20 protein-coding genes are annotated in these 21,302 nt (G+C 68.5%); 12 read left to right on the forward strand and 8 right to left on the reverse strand.

All coding sequences use genetic code 11. The features are described from left to right. Positions 1 to 164 precede the first annotated feature (164 nt). On the forward strand, positions 165 to 614 hold the full coding sequence (locus VFE82_RS14670) for an OsmC family protein (RefSeq protein ID WP_325001059.1): 450 nt from the start codon (positions 165 to 167) through the stop codon (positions 612 to 614). A 10-nt stretch (positions 615 to 624) separates the two neighbouring features. Here VFE82_RS14670 and coq7 read toward each other — a convergent pair whose 3' ends face one another. Further along, positions 625 to 1,242, reverse strand: a complete 618-nt coding sequence (gene coq7, locus VFE82_RS14675; RefSeq protein WP_325001060.1) for a 2-polyprenyl-3-methyl-6-methoxy-1,4-benzoquinone monooxygenase — start codon at positions 1,240 to 1,242, stop codon at positions 625 to 627. A 299-nt stretch (positions 1,243 to 1,541) separates the two neighbouring features. Between coq7 and VFE82_RS14680 the strand changes: the two genes are divergently transcribed. From VFE82_RS14680 to VFE82_RS14715, 8 genes are all read left to right on the forward strand, one after another. After that, positions 1,542 to 2,732 carry a porin gene (locus VFE82_RS14680; protein ID WP_325001061.1) on the forward strand — a complete coding sequence of 397 codons (1,191 nt, stop codon included), beginning with the start codon at positions 1,542 to 1,544 and terminating at the stop codon, positions 2,730 to 2,732. 126 nt (positions 2,733 to 2,858) lie between these two features. Continuing rightward, positions 2,859 to 3,602 carry a DUF3047 domain-containing protein gene (locus VFE82_RS14685; protein ID WP_325001062.1) on the forward strand — a complete coding sequence of 248 codons (744 nt, stop codon included), beginning with the start codon at positions 2,859 to 2,861 and terminating at the stop codon, positions 3,600 to 3,602. A gap of 171 nt (positions 3,603 to 3,773) precedes the next feature. Then, on the forward strand, positions 3,774 to 4,754 hold the full coding sequence (locus VFE82_RS14690) for an ABC transporter permease (protein WP_325001063.1): 981 nt from the start codon (positions 3,774 to 3,776) through the stop codon (positions 4,752 to 4,754). After that, on the forward strand, positions 4,754 to 6,001 hold the full coding sequence (locus VFE82_RS14695) for a M20 aminoacylase family protein (protein WP_325001064.1): 1,248 nt from the start codon (positions 4,754 to 4,756) through the stop codon (positions 5,999 to 6,001). The genes VFE82_RS14690 and VFE82_RS14695 overlap by 1 nt, the downstream gene beginning before the upstream one ends. Before the next feature lie 10 nt (positions 6,002 to 6,011). After that, positions 6,012 to 7,586: an ABC transporter substrate-binding protein gene (locus VFE82_RS14700; protein ID WP_325001065.1), complete on the forward strand. Its 1,575-nt coding sequence runs from the start codon at positions 6,012 to 6,014 to the stop codon at positions 7,584 to 7,586. Positions 7,587 to 7,645: 59 nt separating this feature from the next. Beyond that, positions 7,646 to 8,557, forward strand: coding sequence for an ABC transporter permease (locus tag VFE82_RS14705; RefSeq protein ID WP_325001066.1), 912 nt, complete (start codon positions 7,646 to 7,648; stop codon positions 8,555 to 8,557). 13 nt (positions 8,558 to 8,570) lie between these two features. Then, entirely contained in the window at positions 8,571 to 9,548 is a 978-nt protein-coding gene (locus tag VFE82_RS14710) for an ABC transporter ATP-binding protein (protein ID WP_325001067.1), read from the forward strand. Then, positions 9,545 to 10,609 (forward strand): dipeptide ABC transporter ATP-binding protein, encoded by a 1,065-nt coding sequence (locus tag VFE82_RS14715; protein WP_325001068.1) that lies wholly within the window; start codon positions 9,545 to 9,547, stop codon positions 10,607 to 10,609. The genes VFE82_RS14710 and VFE82_RS14715 overlap by 4 nt, the downstream gene beginning before the upstream one ends. Positions 10,610 to 10,765: 156 nt before the next feature. Here VFE82_RS14715 and VFE82_RS14720 read toward each other — a convergent pair whose 3' ends face one another. Both VFE82_RS14720 and zwf read right to left on the reverse strand, forming a co-directional pair. Further along, positions 10,766 to 11,614 carry a MurR/RpiR family transcriptional regulator gene (locus tag VFE82_RS14720; protein ID WP_325001494.1) on the reverse strand — a complete coding sequence of 283 codons (849 nt, stop codon included), beginning with the start codon at positions 11,612 to 11,614 and terminating at the stop codon, positions 10,766 to 10,768. Positions 11,615 to 11,678: 64 nt separating this feature from the next. Further along, positions 11,679 to 13,133 (reverse strand): glucose-6-phosphate dehydrogenase, encoded by a 1,455-nt coding sequence (zwf, locus tag VFE82_RS14725; RefSeq protein WP_325001069.1) that lies wholly within the window; start codon positions 13,131 to 13,133, stop codon positions 11,679 to 11,681. Positions 13,134 to 13,318: 185 nt separating this feature from the next. Here zwf and tal point away from each other — a divergent pair, with 185 nt between their 5' ends. The 3 genes from tal (at position 13,319) to VFE82_RS14740 (ending at position 16,381) form a co-directional block, all read left to right on the forward strand. Beyond that, positions 13,319 to 14,266, forward strand: coding sequence for a transaldolase (gene tal, locus VFE82_RS14730; RefSeq protein WP_325001070.1), 948 nt, complete (start codon positions 13,319 to 13,321; stop codon positions 14,264 to 14,266). Positions 14,267 to 14,269: 3 nt separating this feature from the next. Then, positions 14,270 to 15,826, forward strand: coding sequence for a glucose-6-phosphate isomerase (gene pgi / locus VFE82_RS14735; protein ID WP_325001071.1), 1,557 nt, complete (start codon positions 14,270 to 14,272; stop codon positions 15,824 to 15,826). A gap of 189 nt (positions 15,827 to 16,015) precedes the next feature. Then, positions 16,016 to 16,381, forward strand: coding sequence for a DUF805 domain-containing protein (locus VFE82_RS14740; RefSeq protein WP_325001072.1), 366 nt, complete (start codon positions 16,016 to 16,018; stop codon positions 16,379 to 16,381). Positions 16,382 to 16,466: 85 nt separating this feature from the next. On the opposite strand, the gene groL is transcribed toward VFE82_RS14740, so the two are convergent. The 5 genes from groL to VFE82_RS14765 all read right to left on the reverse strand — a co-directional run bounded on the left by groL (position 16,467) and on the right by VFE82_RS14765 (position 20,916). Next, the gene (gene groL, locus VFE82_RS14745; protein ID WP_325001073.1) at positions 16,467 to 18,113 is read right to left on the reverse strand and encodes a chaperonin GroEL; all 1,647 of its coding nucleotides are present in this window, start codon (positions 18,111 to 18,113) and stop codon (positions 16,467 to 16,469) included. 39 nt (positions 18,114 to 18,152) lie between these two features. After that, the gene (groES, locus tag VFE82_RS14750) at positions 18,153 to 18,443 is read right to left on the reverse strand and encodes a co-chaperone GroES (protein WP_325001074.1); all 291 of its coding nucleotides are present in this window, start codon (positions 18,441 to 18,443) and stop codon (positions 18,153 to 18,155) included. A gap of 306 nt (positions 18,444 to 18,749) precedes the next feature. Then, positions 18,750 to 19,250, reverse strand: a complete 501-nt coding sequence (locus VFE82_RS14755; RefSeq protein WP_325001075.1) for a C40 family peptidase — start codon at positions 19,248 to 19,250, stop codon at positions 18,750 to 18,752. A 230-nt stretch (positions 19,251 to 19,480) separates the two neighbouring features. Next, the gene (locus tag VFE82_RS14760; RefSeq protein WP_325001076.1) at positions 19,481 to 20,530 is read right to left on the reverse strand and encodes a hypothetical protein; all 1,050 of its coding nucleotides are present in this window, start codon (positions 20,528 to 20,530) and stop codon (positions 19,481 to 19,483) included. Continuing rightward, the gene (locus tag VFE82_RS14765; RefSeq protein ID WP_325001077.1) at positions 20,527 to 20,916 is read right to left on the reverse strand and encodes a hypothetical protein; all 390 of its coding nucleotides are present in this window, start codon (positions 20,914 to 20,916) and stop codon (positions 20,527 to 20,529) included. Before VFE82_RS14765 ends, VFE82_RS14760 begins: the two co-directional genes overlap by 4 nt. Between the last annotated feature and the right edge of the window lie 386 nt (positions 20,917 to 21,302).

Raw genomic sequence — 21,302 nt, forward strand, 5'->3', positions numbered from 1 at the left:
GGCTAAATCCACCAAAGGAGAAGGTGGAGGAGACAATCGGTAGCACAACCTTGGTTATGCTGCGGGTCCAGTATATCCGGCGCTTGCTGCGACGCAACATCGTGCGCCGGGATCCACGCAACTTGTTCACGGCCAACTCAGCCGTGTGTGGCAGGAACAACACCATGGAATGCACAGTCAGCTGGACCGGCGGCGCCGGCACCCGCTCCGGCATGGGCTTCGTCGCCGAGACCGGAAGTGGGCACATCCTTGCAATGGACGGCGCGCCCGACGAGGCGCGACCTGAAAACGGCGGCCGTAACCTCGCGCCGCGGCCGATGGAGACCGTGCTCGCCGGCACGGGTGGTTGCACGGCTTACGACGTGGTCTTGATCCTCAAGCGCGGGCGCCATGCGGTGACCGGCTGCACCGTCAAGCTCACCTCGGAACGGGCCCCCGCCGATCCCAAGGTGTTCACCAAGATCCACATGCACTTCACGGTGACCGGCAAGGCGGTCCCGGCGGTGGCGGTGGAGCGCGCCGTGCAGATGAGCCACGACAAGTACTGCTCGGCCACCATCATGCTGGCCAAGACGGCCGAGATCACGACCAGCTTCGAGGTCGTCGAGGCCTGATCGGTTCTGCTCAGATGTAGTGCGCGGTGGTCGTCATGACCTTGGCCGCCGCCCGCATCAAGCCCTTGGCCGCTGCCGGCAGTTCCACTGCGCCGCGTGCCAGCGCCTGGGCGGCGTGCGCCGCCTCGTCGTCCTTCATCTGGGCGACGATCGCCCGGGAGGCGTGGTCCGCGGCGGGCAGCCGCTCCAGGTGGCCTTCCAGGTGCGTCTCGACCTGGCGCTCGGTCTCGACCACGAAGCCCAGGCTCACCCGGTCGCCCAGCCGGCCCGCCGCCAGGCCGAGTGCGAACGCGCCGGCGTACCAGAGCGGGTTCAGCAGCGACGGCCGCGATCCGAGTTCGTCGAGCCTCGACTGCGTCCAGGCCAGGTGGTCGGTCTCTTCCCGGGATGCCTGCTCGAAATGGCGGCGCAGGACCGGGTCGCGGGTGGCGGCGGCCTGCGCCGTGTAGAGGGCCTGGGCACAGATCTCCCCGACGTGGTTGACCCGCATCAGGGCGGCGGCCTCGCGACGCTCCTGTGGCGTGAGCACCGTCTCGTCGGCCGCCACGACGGGGCACGAGCGCTGGGCGCGGTGGCGGGCGAAAAGGGTTCTGAGCGCGCTGTCGGCGGCTCCAAGCAGGCGGTCCATGCCGCAAGTTTAGGGATCCCGGCGACCTGCTGCCGGAACCCTGCCTGCCGCGGGGCGAAAAGGACCCCGGCCCAGGGTCGTTGTTTGGCTCCTACTCAGCCGTAAAACCCATGTTGCCGGCTTGCAACGAAACACCGCGAGACAGGCTAAATACTTTGCTTAAGAAAAGCCGCTCTGGTGCAATAGCGCCAACTTCCCAAAAGGAGGTTGGCCCGGGGATCCGGCGGGAGCACAAGAGTGCCTGCATGACGTGACCCCATCCGCACCGGAGCCCTATGTTTAACCTTGGAGAAACTTGCATGAAAAAGTCCCTGATTGCTCTGGCTGTGCTGGCCGCCGCCGGCGCCGCCTCCGCTCAATCCTCGGTCACCCTGTTCGGTATCGTCGACGTGTCCGTCGGCCACCTGACCGCTGACGGCACCACGGGCAAGCAGAAGCTGACCCGCGTCGCCTCCGGCACCGAGAGCACCTCCCGTCTGGGCCTGCGTGGCACGGAAGACCTGGGTGGTGGCCTGTCCGCCTCCTTCTGGCTGGAAGCCGAGCTGCGCGCCGACTCCGGCGAAGGCGCTGCTTCCTCCAGCAACAACCGCGCGATCCCCGGCTTCGTGACCACCAGCGGCGCCAACGCTGCCGTCCGTGGCGGCACCCAAGGCCTGGTGTTCAACCGTCGCAGCACGGTCAGCCTGGCCGGTGGATTCGGTGAACTGCGCCTGGGCCGTGACTACGTCCCGGCGTTCTGGAACCACACCGTGTTCGATCCGTTCGGCACCGTGGGTGTCGGCTCCGCCTCGAACATCAGCCTGGCCCTGGGCACCGCCCTGTCCGTGCCGACGACCGTGCGCGCTTCCAACACCGTTGGCTACTTCCTGCCGGGCAACCTGGGCGGCTTCTACGGCCAGGCCATGGTCGGCACGGGTGAAAACACCCGCGTTTCCGGCACCACCGGTGGCAACGACGGCAACGTCTGGGGCGGTCGCCTCGGCTACGCCGCCGGCCCGCTGAACGTGGCTGTCGCGACGACCAAGACCAAGAACGTCGCTTCGTTCGCTGCTGGCGCCATCCCGGCCGCCACCGCGACCGCCCTGGCCATCCCGGCCGGTATCACCAGCTCCGACTACACGAACACCAACGTCGGTGCTTCGTACAACTTCGGTTTCCTGACGGTTTCGGCTGTCATCAACCGCGAGAAGCTGGACACCAACCTGGGTGACCTCGAGCACAAGACCTGGATGGTCGGCGGTACCGTGCCGGTTGGCGCTGGCCTGATCAAGGCTTCCTACGGCCGTGGCAAGACGGACGACGACGAGGCCCGTGGCAACCAGATCGCCATCGGCTACGTCCACAACCTGTCCAAGCGCACCGCGGTGTACACCACCCTGTCGCGCATCGCCAACAAGGGCACCGCTGTGAACTACAGCCAAGGCCTGGCCCCGACCGGTCTGAACGCCGACTCGCGCGGCTTCGACATCGGCCTGCGCCACAGCTTCTAATCTCCTGGGCTGGGCAACCAGCCTTCGAGAAAAAAGAAACTTGAAAGCCGCCTTCGGGCGGCTTTTTTTATGAGGAGTTGCAAAGTGGCATGGACTTTCTGGCGGCGAGCGACTGCTGCCGCATGCATGGGGGCGGTCGCCATCTGGCTGGCCGGATGCGCCTCCACGCCGGGCGCCGTGCTGCCCCTGTCGAACTCCCCCTGGGCGCAAGCATCGCTGTTCGCGAGCGAGACGCCCAGCGCGCCCGAACTGTGGGAGCACCAGAAGCTGCCGGGCAAGACGCCCGTCCAGTTCCACTCGGCGCGGGTCGACGGCCGGGACGCGCTGGCGGCCACCGCCGTGGCCGCAGCCAGCGTGGTGCGGCACCGCGTGCGCATCGAGCCCGACGAACTGGGCAGCCTGCGCTTTTCCTGGAAGGTGCCCCAGCTGATCGCCTCCGCCGACATGGCGTTGCGTGATGCCGACGACTCGCCCGTGCGCGTCATCCTTGCCTTCGAAGGCGACCGCCGCCGTCTCTCGGCCCGCGACACCATGCTCTCTGACCTGATGCGCACGCTCACGGGCGAGGAGATGCCGTACGCGACCCTGATGTACGTCTGGTGCAACAAGCGCGAGCCAGGCAGCGTCATCCACAACCCGCGCACCGACCGCATCCGCAAGCTCGTCGTCGAGTCGGGCAGCACCCGGCTCGACCGCTGGCTCGACTACGAGCGCGATGTGCGGGCCGACTACGAACGCGTGTTCGGCGAGCCGCCCGGCGCGCTGGTCGGCATTGCGCTGATGACCGACAGCGACAACACCCGCACCACCACCAGGGCCTGGTACGGCCCCTTGCGGATGCAATCCGCCAGCGCCGACCCGCTGCCCTGACCCCTCGCGCGGTGCGCGGCAAGCCGAACATGGAACTGGCCGGCTGGCCCGCTCTGCCCCATCCCCGTGCCGGGCGGCGCTGGACAGCGCTCCGCACGCCGGCCCGCTCGTTTTCACCGTGGCTGGCCCGCAGCTTGCTCTGCTAGCATCGCCACGCCCTTCTCCCTCCCGATGTTTGCATTCGTCATTCGCCGCCTGTTGCAGGCCGTCATCGTCATGGTCACGGTGGCCTTCATCGCCTTCCTGCTGTTCCAGTTCGTCGGCGATCCGGTCGTGTTCCTGCTGGGCCAGGACGCGAGCCCCGACCAGATCCGCCAGCTGCGCGCCGACCTGGGGCTGGACAAGCCCTTCTTCGTGCAGTTCTGGCATTTCCTGCTCAATGCGGTGCAAGGCGAGTTCGGCCTCAGCCTGCGCCAGGGCGCCAAGGTGTCACGCCTGCTCGCCGAGCGGTTCCCGGCCACGCTCGAGCTTGCCCTGGTGGCCGCGGTGCTGGCGCTCGTGATCGGCATCCCGATGGGCGTGTACGCGGCCCTGCGGCGTGGCAGCTTCCTCAGCCAGGTGTTCATGACGCTGTCGCTGCTGGGCGTGTCGCTGCCGACGTTCCTCATCGGCATCCTGCTGATCCTGGTGTTCGCCGTCACGCTCGGCTGGCTGCCCAGCTTCGGCCGGGGCGAGACCGTGCAACTGGGCTGGTGGTCGACCGGCCTGCTCAGCCGCGACGGGTGGCTCCACCTGGTGTTGCCGGCGCTCACGCTGGCGGTGTTCCAGCTCACGCTCATCATGCGGCTGGTGCGTGCCGAGATGCTGGAGGTGCTGCGCACCGACTACATCAAGTTCGCCCGCGCCCGCGGCCTGTCCGACCGGGCCATCCATTTCGGCCACGCCCTGAAGAACACGCTGGTGCCGGTGATGACCATCACCGGCCTGCAGCTGGGCGGCCTGATCGCCTTCGCCATCATCACCGAGACCGTCTTCCAGTGGCCCGGCATGGGGCTGCTGTTCATCCAGGCGGTGACGTTCGCCGACATCCCGGTGATGGCCGCCTACCTGTGCCTGATCGCGCTGATCTTCGTGGTGATCAACCTGGTGGTGGACATGCTGTACGTGGCCGTCGATCCGCGCCTGCGCGTGGGCGGCGCCAAGGGGCACTGATGCTGGCCTCCACCACCGCGCCCCGCCTGAAAGCCAACGGCCGGGCCTTTGCGCACATCGCGCGCTACCACCCGGAGCTCACCGCCTTGCGGCGCGACCTGCACGCGCATCCGGAACTCGGATTCGAGGAGGTCTACACCGCGCGCCGCGTCCACGAGGCGCTGCGGCTGTGCGGTGTCGACGAGATCCACACCGGCATCGGCAAGACCGGGCTGGTGGGCGTCATCCGCGGCCGTCGGACCGACAGCGGACGCATGATCGGGCTGCGGGCCGACATGGACGCGCTCACCATGACCGAGAGCAACGAGTTCGCCTGGAAGTCCTCGCGCCCCGGGATGATGCACGGCTGCGGCCACGACGGCCACACCGCGATGCTGGTGGGCGCCGCGCGCTACCTGGCCGAGACCCGCAACTTCGACGGCACGGCGGTGGTCATCTTCCAGCCCGGCGAAGAAGGCTTCGCCGGCGCCAAGGCCATGATCGAGGACGGGTTGTTCGAGCGGTTTCCGGTCGAGGCGGTGTACGGCATGCACAACTGGCCGGGGCTGCGTCCCGGCAGCATCGGGCTCAGTCCCGGGCCGATGATGGCGGCGGCCGACAAGGTCACGATCGAGATCACCGGCAAGGGCGGACACGGGGCCCACGCCTACCTGGCGGTCGATCCCGTGCTGGTGGCGGCCCACATCATCACGGCCGTGCAATCGATCGTGTCGCGCAACGTGCGGCCGGTCGACGGCGCGGTGGTCAGCCTGTGCGCGATGCAGGCCGGCGACGTGCACGCGATGAGCGTGATCCCGGGCAAGGCGGTGCTGGTCGGGACGGTGCGCACCTTCACCTCCGACGTCCAGGAACTGGTCGAGCGCCGCCTCACCGAGCTGTGCAGCGCCGTGGCGCTGGGTTTCGGCGCCACCGCCACCGTCAAGTACGAACGCGTGTACCCGGCCACCACCAACTCGACGCGCGAGGCGATCTTCGCGGCCGACGTGGCCGAATCGCTGGTCGGCGAGGACCACGTGGTGCGCGACCTCGAGCCCAGCATGGGCGCCGAGGACTTCTCCTTCATGCTGCAGGTGCGCCCTGGCGCGTACATGCGCATCGGCCAGGGCGGCGAGGGCAGCTGCATGCTGCACAACAGCCGCTACGACTTCAACGACGAGATTCTCCCGCTGGGCTCGGCCCTGCATGCCAGCCTGATCGAACAGGGCCTGCCGCTCACGGCCAGGCCCGAATCCGCCGCTCACCCCTAGGAGCCTTCCCATGAAAACCAAGACCCATCTGCTCTGCGCGGCCCTGCTGTGCGCCTTCGCCTCGGCGGCCTCCGCCCAGTCGGTGCGCATCGCCAACCAGGGCGACGCCCTCTCGATGGACCCGCACTCGCTCAACGAGTCGCTGCAGCTGTCGGTGACCGGCAATGTCTACGAGCCGCTGGTCGGCCGCGCGAAGGACCTGAGCCTGGCGCCCAGCCTGGCCACGTCGTGGAAGCAGGTGTCGCCGACCGTGTGGCGCTTCGAGCTGCGCAAGAACGTGCAGTTCCACGACGGCACGCCCTTCACCGCGGACGACGTCCTGTTCTCCTTCCAGCGCGCGGCTGGCGAGGGTTCCGACCTCAAGAGCAACGTCAACGACATCAAGGAAGTGCGCAAGGTCAACGACCACACGGTCGACATTGAGACCAAGGCGCCGTTCCCGATCCTGCCGAACCAGCTGACCACCACCTACATCCTCAGCAAGAAGTGGTGCGAGACCAACCAGGCCACCCGCCCGGTGGACCGCCGCAAGGGCATCGAGAACGCCGCGTCGTTCCGTGCCAACGGCACCGGCCCGTTCCGCCTGCGCGAGCGCCAGCCGAACGTGCGCACGACCTTCGTGCGCAACGGCAACTACTGGGGCCCCATCGACGGCAACATCCAGGAAGTGATCTACACGCCGATCGGCAACGACGCCACCCGCGTGGCCGCGCTGCTGTCCGGCGAGATCGACGTGATGGAGCCGGTGCCGGTGCAGGACATCGACCGCATCAACGCGTCGGCCAACGCCCGCGTGCTGACCGGCCCCGAACTGCGCACCATCTTCCTCGGCATGGACCAGAAGCGCGACGAGCTGCTCTACTCCAGCGTCAAGGGCAAGAACCCGTTCAAGGACAAGCGCGTGCGCCAGGCCTTCTACCAGGCCATCGACGTCGACGGCATCCAGAAGACCGTCATGCGCGGCGCCTCCAAGCCCACGGCGCTGATGATCGGGCCAGGCGTGAACGGCTTCGACGCCTCGATGAACAAGCGCCTGCCGTACGACCCCGAAGCGGCCAAGAAGCTGCTGGCCGAGGCCGGCTACCCGAACGGTTTCGAGGTCACGATGAACTGCCCGAACGACCGTTACGTCAACGACGCGCGGATCTGCCAGACCGTTTCTGCCAACCTTGCGCGCATCGGCGTCAAGATCAACCTGGCCGCCGAGACCAAGGGCACCTACTTCCCCAAGATCCTGCGCCGCGACACCAGCTTCTACCTGCTCGGCTGGACCCCGAGCACCTACGACGCGCATGACTCGCTCAACGCGCTGATGGCCTGCCCCGACGAGAGCGGCGCCGGCCAGTTCAACCTGGGCGCGTACTGCAACCCGGCGCAGACCAAGCTGACCAAGGCCATCCAGTCCGAGACCGACAAGGCCAAGCGCGACGCCATGATCAAGGAGGCCATGAAGATCCACCTGGACGACATCGGCCACCTGCCGCTGCACCAGCAGGCGCTGGCCTGGGGCACGAGCAAGAAGGTCGAGCTCACCCAGCGCGCCGACAACTACATGCCCTTCAAGTGGATCTCGGTCAAGAAGTGACCTGCTGATCCCGCCTTCGCCACGGGCACCCGCCCGTGGCGCTCCCCCTCCGGATCCCCATGAGACAGACCCTCGCTCGCTGGTTCGACAGCGACATCGGCTACAGCTTTCGCACTTCGCCGGTGGCCATCGCGGCCGCGGTCATCGCGTTCGTCTGCGTGTTCTGCGCAGCCTTCGCCGATGTCGTCGCACCGCACAACCCGTTCGACCTGACCACGCTCGTGCTGTCCGACGCCCGCCTGCCGCCGGCCTGGCGCGCCGAGGGCAGCGCCAAGTACCTGCTCGGCACCGACGACCAGGGCCGCGACATCCTCTCGGTCCTGATGTACGGCGCGCGCGTCTCGCTGGTGGTCGGCATCGCCTCGGTCGTGCTGTCGGTCATCGTCGGCGTCTCGCTCGGCCTGCTGGCGGGCTTCCGCGGCGGCTGGGTCGACGCCTTCCTGATGCGGCTGTGCGACGTGATGCTCAGCTTCCCGCCGATCCTGGTCGCCTTGCTCATCGCCGGCGTGGGCCGGGCCCTCTTTCCCAACGCGCAGAACTCGGTCGCCTTCGGCGTCCTCATCCTGGCGATCACGCTCACCGGCTGGGTGCAGTACGCGCGCACCGTGCGCGGCTCGACGCTGGTCGAGCGCAACAAGGAATACGTGCAGGCGGCCCGGGTCACCGGCGTGGCGCCGCTGCGCATCATGGTGCGCCACGTGCTGCCCAACGTGATGGGGCCGGTGCTGGTGCTGGCCACCATCCACGTGGCCACCGCGATCATCACCGAGGCGACGCTCTCGTTCCTCGGGGTGGGCGTGCCGCCGACGCAGCCGTCGCTGGGCACGCTGATCCGCGTGGGCAACGACTATCTCTTTTCCGGGGAGTGGTGGATCACCGTCTTTCCCGGCCTGATGCTCATCCTGATCGCGCTGTCGGTGAACCTGCTCGGTGACTGGCTGCGCGACGCGCTCAACCCCCGGCTGCGCTGACAGCCCAGAACCGATGAGCCTCCTCGAAGTCAAGAACCTGGTCGTCGAATTCCCGGGACGCCGCGGCACGCTGCGCGCCCTGGACGACATCTCCTTTGCGATCGCCCCCGGCGAGATCCTCGGCGTGGTGGGCGAGTCGGGCGCTGGCAAGAGCCTGACCGGCGCCTCCATCATCGGGCTGCTCGAGCCGCCCGGCCGGGTGGCCTCGGGACAGATCCTGCTGGAAGGCCAGCGCATCGACAACCTGTCGCACCAGCAGATGCGGCACGTGCGCGGGCGCAAGATCGGCGCGATCTTCCAGGACCCGCTGACGTCGCTCAATCCGCTCTACACCATCGGCCGCCAGCTGACCGAGACCATCCAGGCCCACCTGCCGGTGGACGCGGCCGAGGCGCGCCGGCGCGCCATCGGGCTGCTGGAGGACACCGGCATCCCTGCGGCGGCCGAGCGCATCGACCACTTCCCGCACCAGTTCTCGGGCGGCATGCGCCAGCGGGTGGTGATCGCCCTGGCCCTGGCCGCCGAGCCGAAGCTGATCGTCGCCGACGAGCCGACCACGGCGCTCGACGTGTCGATCCAGGCGCAGATCATCCAGCTGCTCAAGCGCGTCTGCCGCGACCGCGGCGCCGCGGTCATGCTGATCACCCACGACATGGGCGTGATCGCCGAGACCTGCGACCGCGTGGCCGTGCTGTATGCCGGCCGCGTCGCCGAGATCGGCCCGGTGCACGAGGTGATCAACCAGCCGGCGCACCCCTACACGATGGGCCTGATGGCCTCGATCCCCGACATGGAAAGCGACCGCGAGCGCCTGAACCAGATCGACGGCGCGATGCCGCGCCTCAACGCGATCCCGCCCGGCTGTCCGTACAACCCGCGCTGCCCGCGGGCCTTCGACCGCTGCACGCGCGAGCGGCCCGACCTGCTCGCCGCCGGCGCCACGCAGGCCGCGTGCTGGCTGCACGACGCGCACGCAGGAGCACCCGCATGAGCGCCAGCGCACTGGATTCCGCCGTCCTGCACGGCACCGGCGCGGCCAGCGCCGGCACGACCGCGGCGCCGGGGCCGCTGGTGCAGGCGCGTGACCTGGCCAAGACCTTCGACGTGTCCGCGCCGTGGCTCAACCGGGTGCTGGAGCGCAAGCCGCGCCAGCTGCTGCACGCGGTTGACGGCGTGAGCTTCGAGATCGAGCGCGGCCAGACGCTGGCGCTGGTCGGCGAGTCGGGCTGCGGCAAGAGCACCGTGGCGCGGCTGCTGGTGGGCCTGTACGAGCCCACGCGCGGCGGCCTGACCTTCGACGGTGCGGATGCCCACGCGGCGTTCAAGGGACGCAACGCCCGCGCGATGCGCCGCCGCATCCAGATGATCTTCCAGGATCCGTATGCCAGCCTGAATCCGCGCTGGACGGTGGAGAACATCATCGGCGAGCCGTTGCGCGAGCACGGCGTCGTGAGCGGCGCCGCGCCGCTGCGCGAGCGGGTGGGCCAACTGCTGCAGAGCGTCGGGCTGTCGCCGCTGGACATGCCCAAGTATCCCCACCAGTTCTCGGGCGGGCAGCGCCAGCGCATCTCGATCGCGCGGGCGCTGGCCACCGAGCCCGAATTCCTGGTGTGCGACGAGCCGACCAGTGCGCTCGACGTGAGCGTGCAGGCGCAGGTGCTCAACATCATGAAGGACCTGCAGCGCAAGCAGGGCCTGACCTACCTGTTCATCTCGCACAACCTCGCGGTGGTGCGGCACGTCAGCGACCAGGTCGGCGTGATGTACCTGGGGCGCCTGGTGGAACTGGCGGGCAAGCACCAGCTGTTCGGCAGCCCGCGGCATCCCTACACGCGGATGCTGCTGGACGCGATTCCCAAGATGCACGACACCGGGCGTGCGCGCACGCCGGTGCAGGGCGAGGTGCCGAACCCGCTGAACCCGCCCACCGGCTGCGCGTTCAACCCGCGCTGTCCGCATGCCAACGCGCGGTGCCGGGCCGAGCGGCCGCAGCTGCTGTCGATCGGGGGCATCCGCGTGGCCTGCCATGCCGTGGAGGAAGGCCGGATCTGACCGGCAGCCGGCGGGCCGGTTCCGCCACCAAGGCGCAGCGCCGTGTCACCCGTTCTGGCAGCGCCGGCCCGGTGCTGGCCGCTCGCCGCCGCCCGGGGTGCGGTGGCATGCCCACTGGCGGCCGCCGCGCGTCGAACGCGTCGAACGTGTCGCGAATCAGGCGTACCGCTTGGAGCGCAGGTTGTTCTTCATCTCGCGCAACAGCGGTTGCAGCCGCGTGCCGCCGATGCGCAGGGCGACGCAGGTCGCCAGCACGTCGATCACCATCAGGTGCAGCAGGCGCGACACCATGGGGCTGTAGCGGTCGTAGCCCTCGGGATGGTCCGCCGCCAGGTGGATGTGGCCGGCCGCGGCGAGCGGCGAGCCGCTGGCGGTGATGATGATGGTGGTCGCGCCGTTCTTGCGCGCGATGTCGCAGGCATCCATCAGGTCGCGCGTGCGGCCGGAATTCGAGATGATCACGACGCAGTCGCCGGGCCCCAGCAGCGAGGCGCTCATCACCTGCAGGTGGCCGTCGATGTGGGCGATGGTGTTGACGCCGAGGCGGAAGAACTTGTGCTGCCCGTCCTGCGCCACGATGCCCGAGTTGCCCGCCCCGTAGAACTCGATGCGCCGGCCGGTCTGGCAGGTCGCGGTCAGGGCTTCGCAGGCCCGCTCGATGGCGTAGGTCGAGGCGTCGTTGCGGTACTTGAGGAATGCCGCCACCGTGTTGTCGATCACCTTGACGAGGACGTCGCTGGTCTTGTCGTCGGCATCCACGCTGCGATGGATGAACGGCACGCCTTCGCTCACGGTGCCGGCCAGCTTGAGCTTGAAGTCGGACAGCCCGTCGTAGCCCATGCTCCGGCAGAACCGCACCACCGTCGGCTTGCTCACGTGCGCGCGCTCGGCCAGCTCGCTGACCGGCAGGTTGGCGAAGGCGCGCGGGTCGCTCAGCACCAGGCGGGCGACGCGCTGCTCGGCGGCCGCCAGCGAGGGCAGCGACGCCTTGATGCGATCGAGCATCGTGCCGCCGGCGCTCACGGGAGCACCGGAGCGTGCGTCGACTGGGATCGGCAACCCGCCCGGCTCAGCACTCCTCGCTCCAGCAGAAGCCGTCGCGGGCGATCATCGCGCTGGCGGCGCTCGGGCCCCAGCTGCCCGCGGCATAGCCGCGCAGGTCGCCGTCGGTGCCGCGCCAGGCGTCCAGCAGCGGCTCCACCCAGCGCCAGGCCGCTTCCTGCTCGTCGCTGCGCACGAAGAGGTTCAGGCGGCCGTCGATCACGTCCAGCAGCAGCCGCTCGTAGGCACCCACGCGCTCGGAGCCGAAGCGGCTGTCGAAGTCCAGGTCCAGGTGCACCGGTGTGAGCGACTGCGCGTGCCGGCGGTTGTCCTGGCCCTGCGCGAGCAGGTGCAACTGCAGGCCGTCGCGCGGCTGCAGGTTGATCACCAACCGGTTGGCCGCGCCCAGCGGCGTGCGGAAGATCGCGTGCGGCGCGGCGCGGAAGTTCACGACGATGTGCGCGTCGCGGGCGGCCAGGCGCTTGCCCGTGCGCACGTAGAAGGGCACGCCGGCCCAGCGCCAGTTGGCGATCACGGCGCGCAGCGCGACGAAGGTCTCGGTCGTGCTCTCGGGCGACACTCCGGCTTCATCGCGGTAGCCCGGCACGTGCTCGCCAGCGACGGTGCCGGCGCCGTACTGCCCGCGGATCGCGAACTGGTTGATCGCCTCCGGCGTCCACGGCCGCAGCGAGCGCAGCACCTTCAGCTTCTCGTCGCGGATCGCGTCGGCGTCGGCGCTGATCGGCGGCTCCATGGCCAGCGCGCACAGCAGCTGCAGGGCGTGGTTCTGCACCATGTCGCGCAGCGCTCCGGTGCTGTCGTAGAACGCGCCGCGCTTTTCCACGCCCAGGTCTTCGGCGATCGTGATCTGGATGTTGGAGATGTTCTCGCGGCGCCAGAGCGGCTCGAACAGCGCGTTACCGAACCGCAGCGCGAACAGGTTCTGCACCGACGGCTTGCCCAGGTAGTGGTCAATGCGGAACACCTGCTGCTCGGCGAAGGAGCGGCGCACCGCCTCGTTGATCTCGCGGTTGCTGGCCAAGTCGTGGCCGAGCGGCTTCTCGAGCACGATGCGCGTGTTGGGCGTGTTCAGGCCGGCGGCGGCCAGCTGCTGGCAGGTCACGGTGAACAGGTTGGGCGCGGTGGCCAGGTACATGACCACCACATCGGCCTTGCGCTGCTGCAGGCGGTCCTTCAGCCGGCCGTAGTCCTCCGCCCGCGACAGGTCCATGCGCTGGAACTGCAGCATCTGGGCGAACCGGTCGAACTCCTCCGGGGTCGGGCGCTTGGACAGGTCGACGTGCGCGAAGCGCTGCTGGATGAGCTCGCGATACTGCTCATTGCCCAGGTCGTCCCGGGCGATGCCGATGATCCGGCCGTCTGCCGGCAGGGTGCCGTGGCGAAACGCCTGGAAGAGGGCTGGCATCAGCTTGCGCCAGGCAAGGTCGCCGGTGCCGCCGAACAGGACGAGATCGAAGCTCATGGGACAGCGCAGTCGGGGTGGAGAGGTGCGGCTACTGTAACTGCGTTTCAGCCTGGGCCGTCGGCGCGCCACTGCTGACGGATGAGCTGCCGGTGGGTGGCGCCTCCTTCGATGTAACCCGATTACGCTGAGCTGGAGGTCGCCACGGCTCCGGATGGGCAGTGGCAACAACCATAATCGAGCCCATGAACCAACTCGATGCGCTCAAGCAGTTCACGACGGTGGTCGCCGACACGGGCGACTTCCGCCAGCTCGCCCAGTTCCAGCCGCAGGACGCGACCACCAACCCGTCGCTCATCCTGAAGGCGGTGCAGAAAGCCGACTACGCACCGCTGCTGGCGGACACGATGGGGCGCTTCCGCGGCAAGCCGCTGGACGAGACCATGGACCGGCTGCTGGTGCGCTTCGGCCGCGAGATCCTGTCGATCATCCCGGGCCGCGTCTCGACCGAGGTGGATGCCCGGCTGAGCTTCGACACCGCCGCGACGGTCACCCGCGCCGAGCGCATCGTGGAGATGTACCAGGCCGAGGGCGTGCCGATCGAGCGCGTGCTGATCAAGATCGCCTCGACCTGGGAAGGCATCCAGGCGGCGGCGCAGCTCGAGCGGCGCGGCATCCACACCAACCTGACCCTGCTGTTCTCGTTCTGCCAGGCGGTGGCGTGCGGCCAGGCCAAGGTGCAGCTGATCTCGCCCTTCGTCGGGCGGATCTACGACTGGTACAAGAAGTCGGCTGGTGCGTCGTGGGACGAGGCGGGCAGCGCCGGCGCCAACGATCCGGGCGTGAAGTCGGTGCGCCAGATCTACCTGCACTACAAGCACTTCGGCATCCGCACCGAGGTGATGGGCGCGAGCTTCCGCAACGTCGGACAGATCCTGGCCCTGGCGGGCTGCGATCTCCTGACCATCAGCCCCGAGCTGCTGGCCCAGCTGGCCGCCGCCGATGCGCCGGTGCGCCGCGCACTCGACCCGCAGGAGGCACGCACCCTGGCGCTCGAGCCCGTGAACTACGACGAGGCCGGCTTCCGCTACGCGCTGAACGAGGATGCGATGGCCACCGAGAAGCTGGCCGAAGGCATCCGCGCGTTCGCCGCCGACGCCGTCAAGCTCGAGCAACTGATGAAGGAGGCCTGATCGATGCCGGGCCAGTCCATGCGTTGCGACGAAACGGTCGCCTGGAAGGAACTGCAACACCGCTTCGGCGCCGAAGGCGCGTCGTTCGACGTGCGCGAGGCCCTGCGCCAGGACCCGGGCCGCGTGGCTGCGCTGAGCCAGGAGGCGCCGCATGTCTTCGCCGACCTGTCCAAGAACCTGATCGACCCGGGAACCGAGAGCCTGCTGCTGCAGCTGGCGCGCGAATGCGGCCTGGAGGCGCAGCGCGACGCCATGTTCCGGGGCGAGGCCATCAACAGCACCGAAGGCCGTGCAGTCATGCATTTCCTGCTGCGCCATCCTGGCGGCGGCGAGGTCGAGCGACGCCTGGGCGGTCCGCTGGCCGAGGTGCACGAGACGCTCGACGCGATGCTCGCGTTCGCCGAGCAGGTACGCTCCGACGCGCGGATCACCGACGTGGTCAACATCGGAATCGGCGGCTCCGACCTCGGCCCGCAGATGGCCGTGCTGGCCCTGGAGACCCTGGCGCTGCCGGGCAAGCGCTTCCACTTCGTCTCCAACATCGACGGGCATGAGCTGGCCGGCGTGCTGCGCGGGCTGCGGGCGGAGAACACCCTGTTCCTGGTCGCCTCCAAGACGTTCACGACGCTGGAGACGATGACCAACGCCCGCTCGGCGCGCCAGTGGTTCACGCAGCAGGGCGGCACCGACGTGGCCCGGCACTTCGCCGCGCTGACCACCAACGTCAAGGCGGCCGCGGAATTCGGTATCTCGCGCACCTTCGGCTTCTGGGACTGGGTGGGCGGCCGCTATTCGATGTGGTCGGCCATCGGCCTGCCCATCGCGATCGCGGTCGGCGCCGAGAACTTCCGCTCGCTGCTCGCGGGTGCGCACGCGATGGACCGGCATTTCGCGTTCGAGCCGCTCGAGCGCAACCTGCCGGTGCGGCTGGCGATGCTGGACGTCTGGTACCGCAACTTCCACCGGTTCGGCAGCCGCAGCGTGGCGCCCTACCACAGTGGCTTGCGCCGGCTGCCGGCGTACCTGCAGCAGCTGGAGATGGAGAGCAACGGCAAGCGCGTCGACCGGCAGGGCCGCACGGTGCCGTTCTCGACCTCCCCGGTGGTCTGGGGCGAGCCCGGCACCAACGGCCAGCATGCCTATTTCCAGATGCTGCACCAGGGCACCGACGTCGTGCCGGTCGAGTTCATCGCGGTGCGTCAACCGGCGCACGCACTGGCCGATCACCATCCGCAACTGCTGGCGAACGTGCTGGCGCAGGCGCAGGCCCTGATGCTGGGCAAGGAGGATCCGGGCGGGCACAAGCACTTCCCGGGCAACCGGCCGAGCACGATGCTGGTGCTGGAGCGGCTCGACGCCGCCAGCCTCGGCGCGTTGATCGCGCTGTACGAGCACCGCGTGTTCTGCGCCGGCGCGTTGTGGGGCATCAACAGCTTCGACCAGTGGGGCGTGGAACTGGGCAAGGTGCTGGCCAGGGACATCGCGCCCCGGCTGGCCAGCGGCGACACCTCGGGCCTGGACGCGTCGACCGCCGCCCTGGTGCGCCGGCTGGCCGGCTGAGCCGGGCGGCGCGCGGGCCACTCGGGCTCGCGGCCCGTGGGGCGGGCCGGCCGGCATCGCCGACTGCGCGAACCCGTCGACCGGCGCCGTCGCGCCCGCCGTCTCGCGCCGGCGCGCGCGGCGCTTGGACCAACTCTTCAATGGACCTATGATTCCGCCCGGGTCAACGACGGCCCGTGAGGAGAATCAATGGACGAGTTTCAACAAGCGGCCAAGACCTGCTTTCGCAAATACACCGACTTCACGGGCCGTGCGGCCCGGCCGGAGTTCTGGTGGTTCTTCCTGCTGCAGCTGGCGGTGTACATCGTGGCGAGCATGGTCCACGGCCTGGTCTACCTGGTCGCCGTGCTGGCCCTGCTCCTGCCGGCGATCGCGGTCGGCGTGCGGCGCCTGCATGACACCGGCAAGAGCGGCTGGTTCATGCTGATCGGCCTGATCCCGCTGGTCGGCCTGATCCTGCTGTACTTCTTCGCGCAGCCCAGCCAGCAGGGCGACAACGCCTGGGGCAGCGCACCGACCGGCCCTGCCGGCGAACTGGCGCCCGGGCAGCAGTAAGCCTGCCGCCAACGAAAAAAGGCCGGGGAGAACCCCGGCCTTTTTGTTTGGCAGGACGGAAGGGATCTGCGTCCCTTCCGCGGCATCACATGTCCATGCCGCCCATGCCGCCCATGCCACCCATGCCGCCACCAGGCATCGCGGGCGCATCTTCCTTGGGCGCCTCGGCGACCATCGCTTCGGTCGTCAGCATCAGCGACGCGACCGACGCGGCGTTCTGCAGCGCGGTGCGGGTGACCTTGGTGGGATCCAGGATGCCCATCTCGATCATGTCGCCGTAGGTGTCGTTGGCGGCGTTGAAGCCGTAGTTGCCCTTGCCGCTCAGCACGGCGTTGACCACCACGGACGCTTCGCCACCGGCGTTGAAGACGATCTCGCGCAGGGGCGCTTCGATGGCCTTGAGCACCAGCTTGATGCCGGCGTCCTGGTCGGCGTTGTCGCCCTTGATCTCGCCGGCAGCCTGCTTGGCGCGCAGCAGCGCGACGCCACCACCAGCCACGATGCCCTCTTCCACGGCAGCGCGGGTGGCGTGCAGCGCGTCTTCCACGCGGGCCTTCTTTTCCTTCATTTCCACTTCGGTCGCGGCGCCGACCTTGATCACCGCCACGCCGCCGGCCAGCTTGGCCACGCGCTCCTGCAGCTTCTCGCGGTCGTAGTCGCTGGTGGCTTCCTCGATCTGCACGCGGATCTGCTTGACGCGCGCCTCGATGTCGCCCGCTGCGCCGGCGCCGTCGATGATGGTGGTGTTTTCCTTGCCCACTTCGATGCGCTTGGCCTGGCCCAGGTCGGCCAGGGTCACCTTCTCGAGCGTCAGGCCCACTTCCTCGGCGATCACCTTGCCACCGGTCAGGATGGCGATGTCTTCCAGCATGGCCTTGCGACGGTCGCCGAAGCCCGGGGCCTTGACGGCCACGACCTTCAGGATGCCGCGGATGGTGTTGACCACCAGCGTCGCCAGGGCTTCGCCTTCGACTTCTTCCGCGATGATCAGCAGCGGACGGCCGGCCTTGGCGACCTGCTCCAGCGTGGGCAGCAGGTCACGGATGTTGCTGATCTTCTTGTCGAACAGCAGCACGAACGGGTTCTCGAGGAGCGCCGACTGCTTTTCCGGGTTGTTGATGAAGTAGGGCGACAGGTAGCCGCGGTCGAACTGCATGCCCTCGACGACGTCCAGCTCGTTGTTCAGCGACTTGCCGTCTTCGACGGTGATCACGCCTTCCTTGCCGACCTTGTCCATCGCGTCGGCGATGATCTTGCCGATCGACTCGTCGCTGTTGGCCGAGATCGAGCCGACTTGCGCGATTTCCTTGGAGGTCGTGGTGGGCTTGGAGGCCTTCTTCAGCTGCTCGGTCAGGGCCAGGACGGCCTTGTCGATGCCGCGCTTGAGGTCCATCGGGTTCATGCCGGCGGCCACGTACTTCATGCCTTCGCGGACGATGGCCTGGGCCAGCACCGTGGCGGTGGTGGTGCCGTCACCGGCGTTGTCGCTGGTCTTGGAAGCGACTTCCTTGACCATCTGCGCGCCCATGTTCTGCAGCTTGTCCTTGAGCTCGATCTCCTTGGCCACGGACACGCCGTCCTTGGTCACGGTGGGGGCGCCGAAGGAGCGCTCGAGCACCACGTTGCGGCCCTTCGGACCCAAGGTCACCTTGACCGCGTTGGCCAGGATGTTCACGCCTTCGACCATGCGGGCGCGGGCGTCGCCGCCGAAAATCACGTCTTTTGCTGCCATTTGCTTTGACTCCGAATGTTCAGTTGAGGGGCGAAAGGATCACTTCTCGACGACTGCGAACAGGTCGTCTTCCTTCATCACCAGCAGTTCGTCGCCATCGACCTTGACGGTCTGGCCGCTGTACTTGCCGAACAGCACGCGGTCGCCCACCTTGATGTTCAGCGCAATGAGTTCGCCCTTGTCGCTCTTGCGGCCGGGGCCGACGGCCAGCACTTCGCCCTGGTCGGGCTTCTCGGCGGCGTTGTCGGGGATCACGATGCCCGAGGCGGTCTTGGTCTCGTTCTCCAGGCGCTTGACGATCACGCGATCGTGCAGGGGACGAAGTTTCATTGGTTCTCCTTGTCTGGTCGGGTTGACAACAAAAGGCGCCAACGGAAGTTAGCGCCTCTGAACTGACGGAAGAGGAGGCTGCAGCTCGACTGTTAGCACTCAACTTCGGCGAGTGCTAATCATAAGGGAAGCCGTGTCGGTTTCAAGCCCCCCGGCGTGTCGGACAGGCTGCCGTGGCGTGGACCACCGGGCAGCGCGCGACCCTGGCGTCAAGATGCCTGACGGTGGCGCCGGCCCATTTCACCGATGGGCCGGTCCCGCCGCGGCGGCCTCCAGAGCCGGCGCCAGCGTCGCGCGCGCCGAACGTCAGGGCCGCCGGTAGTCGAGCAGCCGGCTCTTCCAGTACCGCTCCCGGATGTCGTTCAGGCGGACGGTTCCTCCGGTGCTGGGCGCGTGCACGAAGCGTGACTCGCCTGCGTGGATGGCCGCGTGAGACGGTGAACCGTCGCTGCCGAAGATCACCAGATCGCCCGCACGCAACTGACTGGCGTCCACCGACGCTCCCCAGCGGCCGATCTGCGCGACGGTCCGCGGCGGCGAGATTCCTGCAGACCGCCAGTACACGTAGCCGATCAAGCCGCTGCAGTCGAATCCGGCCTCCGGCGTGTTCCCGCCATAGCGATATGGCGTCCCCACCAGGCCCAGCGCGAGGAAAGCGGCCTCACTGGCCTGCAAGTCCGACATCGGAGAGGGCCGGGGAACGCCGGCGCCCTGACGCCCCACGTTCGCTGGCCCGGCGCAGCCGGCCAGGCCAGCCAGGGCAATCCAGCCCGCGCCGGCGACGAGTCCCCGCCTGTCGAGATTCATCGGTCGATCGTACGTCGACCGTCCGGATCTGTGCCGATTCCGAGCCCGCGAAGAGCGCTCGATGGCCTGCCGGCGCAGCCAGTGCCATCCCCTTCCGGGCCCGCAGCCTCCAGCCCCGTGCACGCTCGGCGACGGCCCGTGCGCGGAGGAGATGTTCAAGAAAGACGCAGGACGGGCTGGTCCATGCGGCGTTCGAGCCCTGGGCGCTCGGCGCCGCGGCCGCGCGCGAGCTACGCGACTTTCCCGATGAAGTCGCTCGCCCGCTTGGCGAGCGTCGTCGGCAGCACGAGCTCGCTCAACCCGCAGAAGATGCCGATCGTGATCGCCAGCATTGCACGGCTGCCAATGTCGGTGATCGGATACGCGCCGATCTTGACTTCCACGAGCCCGAGGACGAACAGGAGACCGATCAGCATCGTGAGGAATCCCGCGAAGATCAGCCGCACCAGCGGAGTCAGCCGGTCACTGTCGCTGACGGTCAGGTCCTGGAGCGTGAACGAGCTCTTTCGCACGCCGTACGACAACCAGACGCCGAGGAAGCACCCGGCCCACAACAGCATGAAGTTGGACAGGACCATCGGGTCCAGGTCGAGCCAGCGCAGATAGCCGGTCCACTTGTCGGGGGCGAGTCGAAGGAGCGCGAAAGCGAGCAGGAAACAGCCGGCCAGCTGGCATGCCTTCTTTCCGAGCTCGCGCAGGTGTCCGTTCTTGATGCGGCCGGCGTGGTCGTCGATCAGGTCCGCGGTCAAACGCTTCAAGGCGTCGTTCGCGACCGGGGTGGCGACGTCCTTCCCCTCCAATCCGAGTTGCCCGAGCGAGTACAGCCGGACGTAGTAGTTGCGGAACGCCTTCTTGTCTGCGACGCTGGATTGCGCATCGGACGGTTTGTAGAGGGCATGCAGCGTGCGAAGCACCTTGTCCATGTCCGCCTGGAGTGCCGCCTGGTCGCTGGGCACGGTCTGTGGCCCATTGGGGTTCACGCCCATGTAGATCTCCACGGCATGCTCGTCGGCGAGATCGGGCTTCTCATCCGGATCGAAAGCGAGAGCCAGGGCGGTGGCGTCGGCGGGCCAGAGCTTGAAGTATCCCTTGTCGTTGCCGCCAGCGGGCCCGTTGGCGCCTGCCGGGAGGCTCGCGGCCGGCCCGGGAGCGCGCGAGGGATTGGTCGACACTCCCGGGCGCATCGCCCCTGCATCCTCACCGCTTGCGTCGCGCGGCGCAGGCTTCACCGGGGAAGCAGGCGTCTGCGGCGGCCCTGCACTGACCGTGGTGTCGATCATTTGCCTTGTGGAGGCCAGGGGCCGACCACCAGGGTCACGACGTCGCGCTGCCGCAGCGCATCGACGAGCTCTTGAGCAGGCTCGGACAGTGGCGGTGGCGGCTTCGCGCGCGTGGTCCTGGGCGGGGGCCACTTGCCCACGACGATGTACATCACTTCCTGGTCGCCGAGGATCGCGTCGAGCTCGTTTTCGTCCAATGCGTCCTTGGCTTCCAGCTTGTCGGCCACCGCTCGCATCCGCTCGGCGGATGGGCCGTCGGTGGCCAGACTGGGCACGACCGCCACCAGCGTGCCGGCGATCGACACCGTTTCCAGCGAGGCGCGCCGGCCTGCGATCGCCGGCAGCATCGGCGGTGCGGGGGCATCATCGTTCGGTTTCGCAGGCACGATGGGTTCTCCAGAAGTCGAGCTGCTTCGCGCGCCGTCGCGCTCGACCGGCTTCTCGCGCGGCGGGCGGAGACGACGCAGTCACGGGGCAGGTGGGCAGCGAGGGCGGTCCGGCGGCTCCGAGGCGGCAGACAAGCATACGCACCCTCACCTGACAAAGCGACGGGAGATCTGTCCTGGCACGTGCCAGGAGAAGTTTCCCTGTCCCCCGGGGAACTGGACGTCGGCGGGCCCGCCCGGCGCGCTCGCGAGCCTCATCGGAGAGCACTCCCGCGTGCATGGGAGCGCGCGGCCGTGCGCCTGGCCCGCAGCTGTGCCATCGCTGGCGCGCCCCGCGCGTTGCCTGCACAGCCTGCGTCGCGGGCGACTGCCACGGACGACCGCCG

The sequence above is a fragment of the Ramlibacter sp. genome, assembly GCF_035655895.1.
Lineage (GTDB): Bacteria > Pseudomonadota > Gammaproteobacteria > Burkholderiales > Burkholderiaceae_C > Ramlibacter.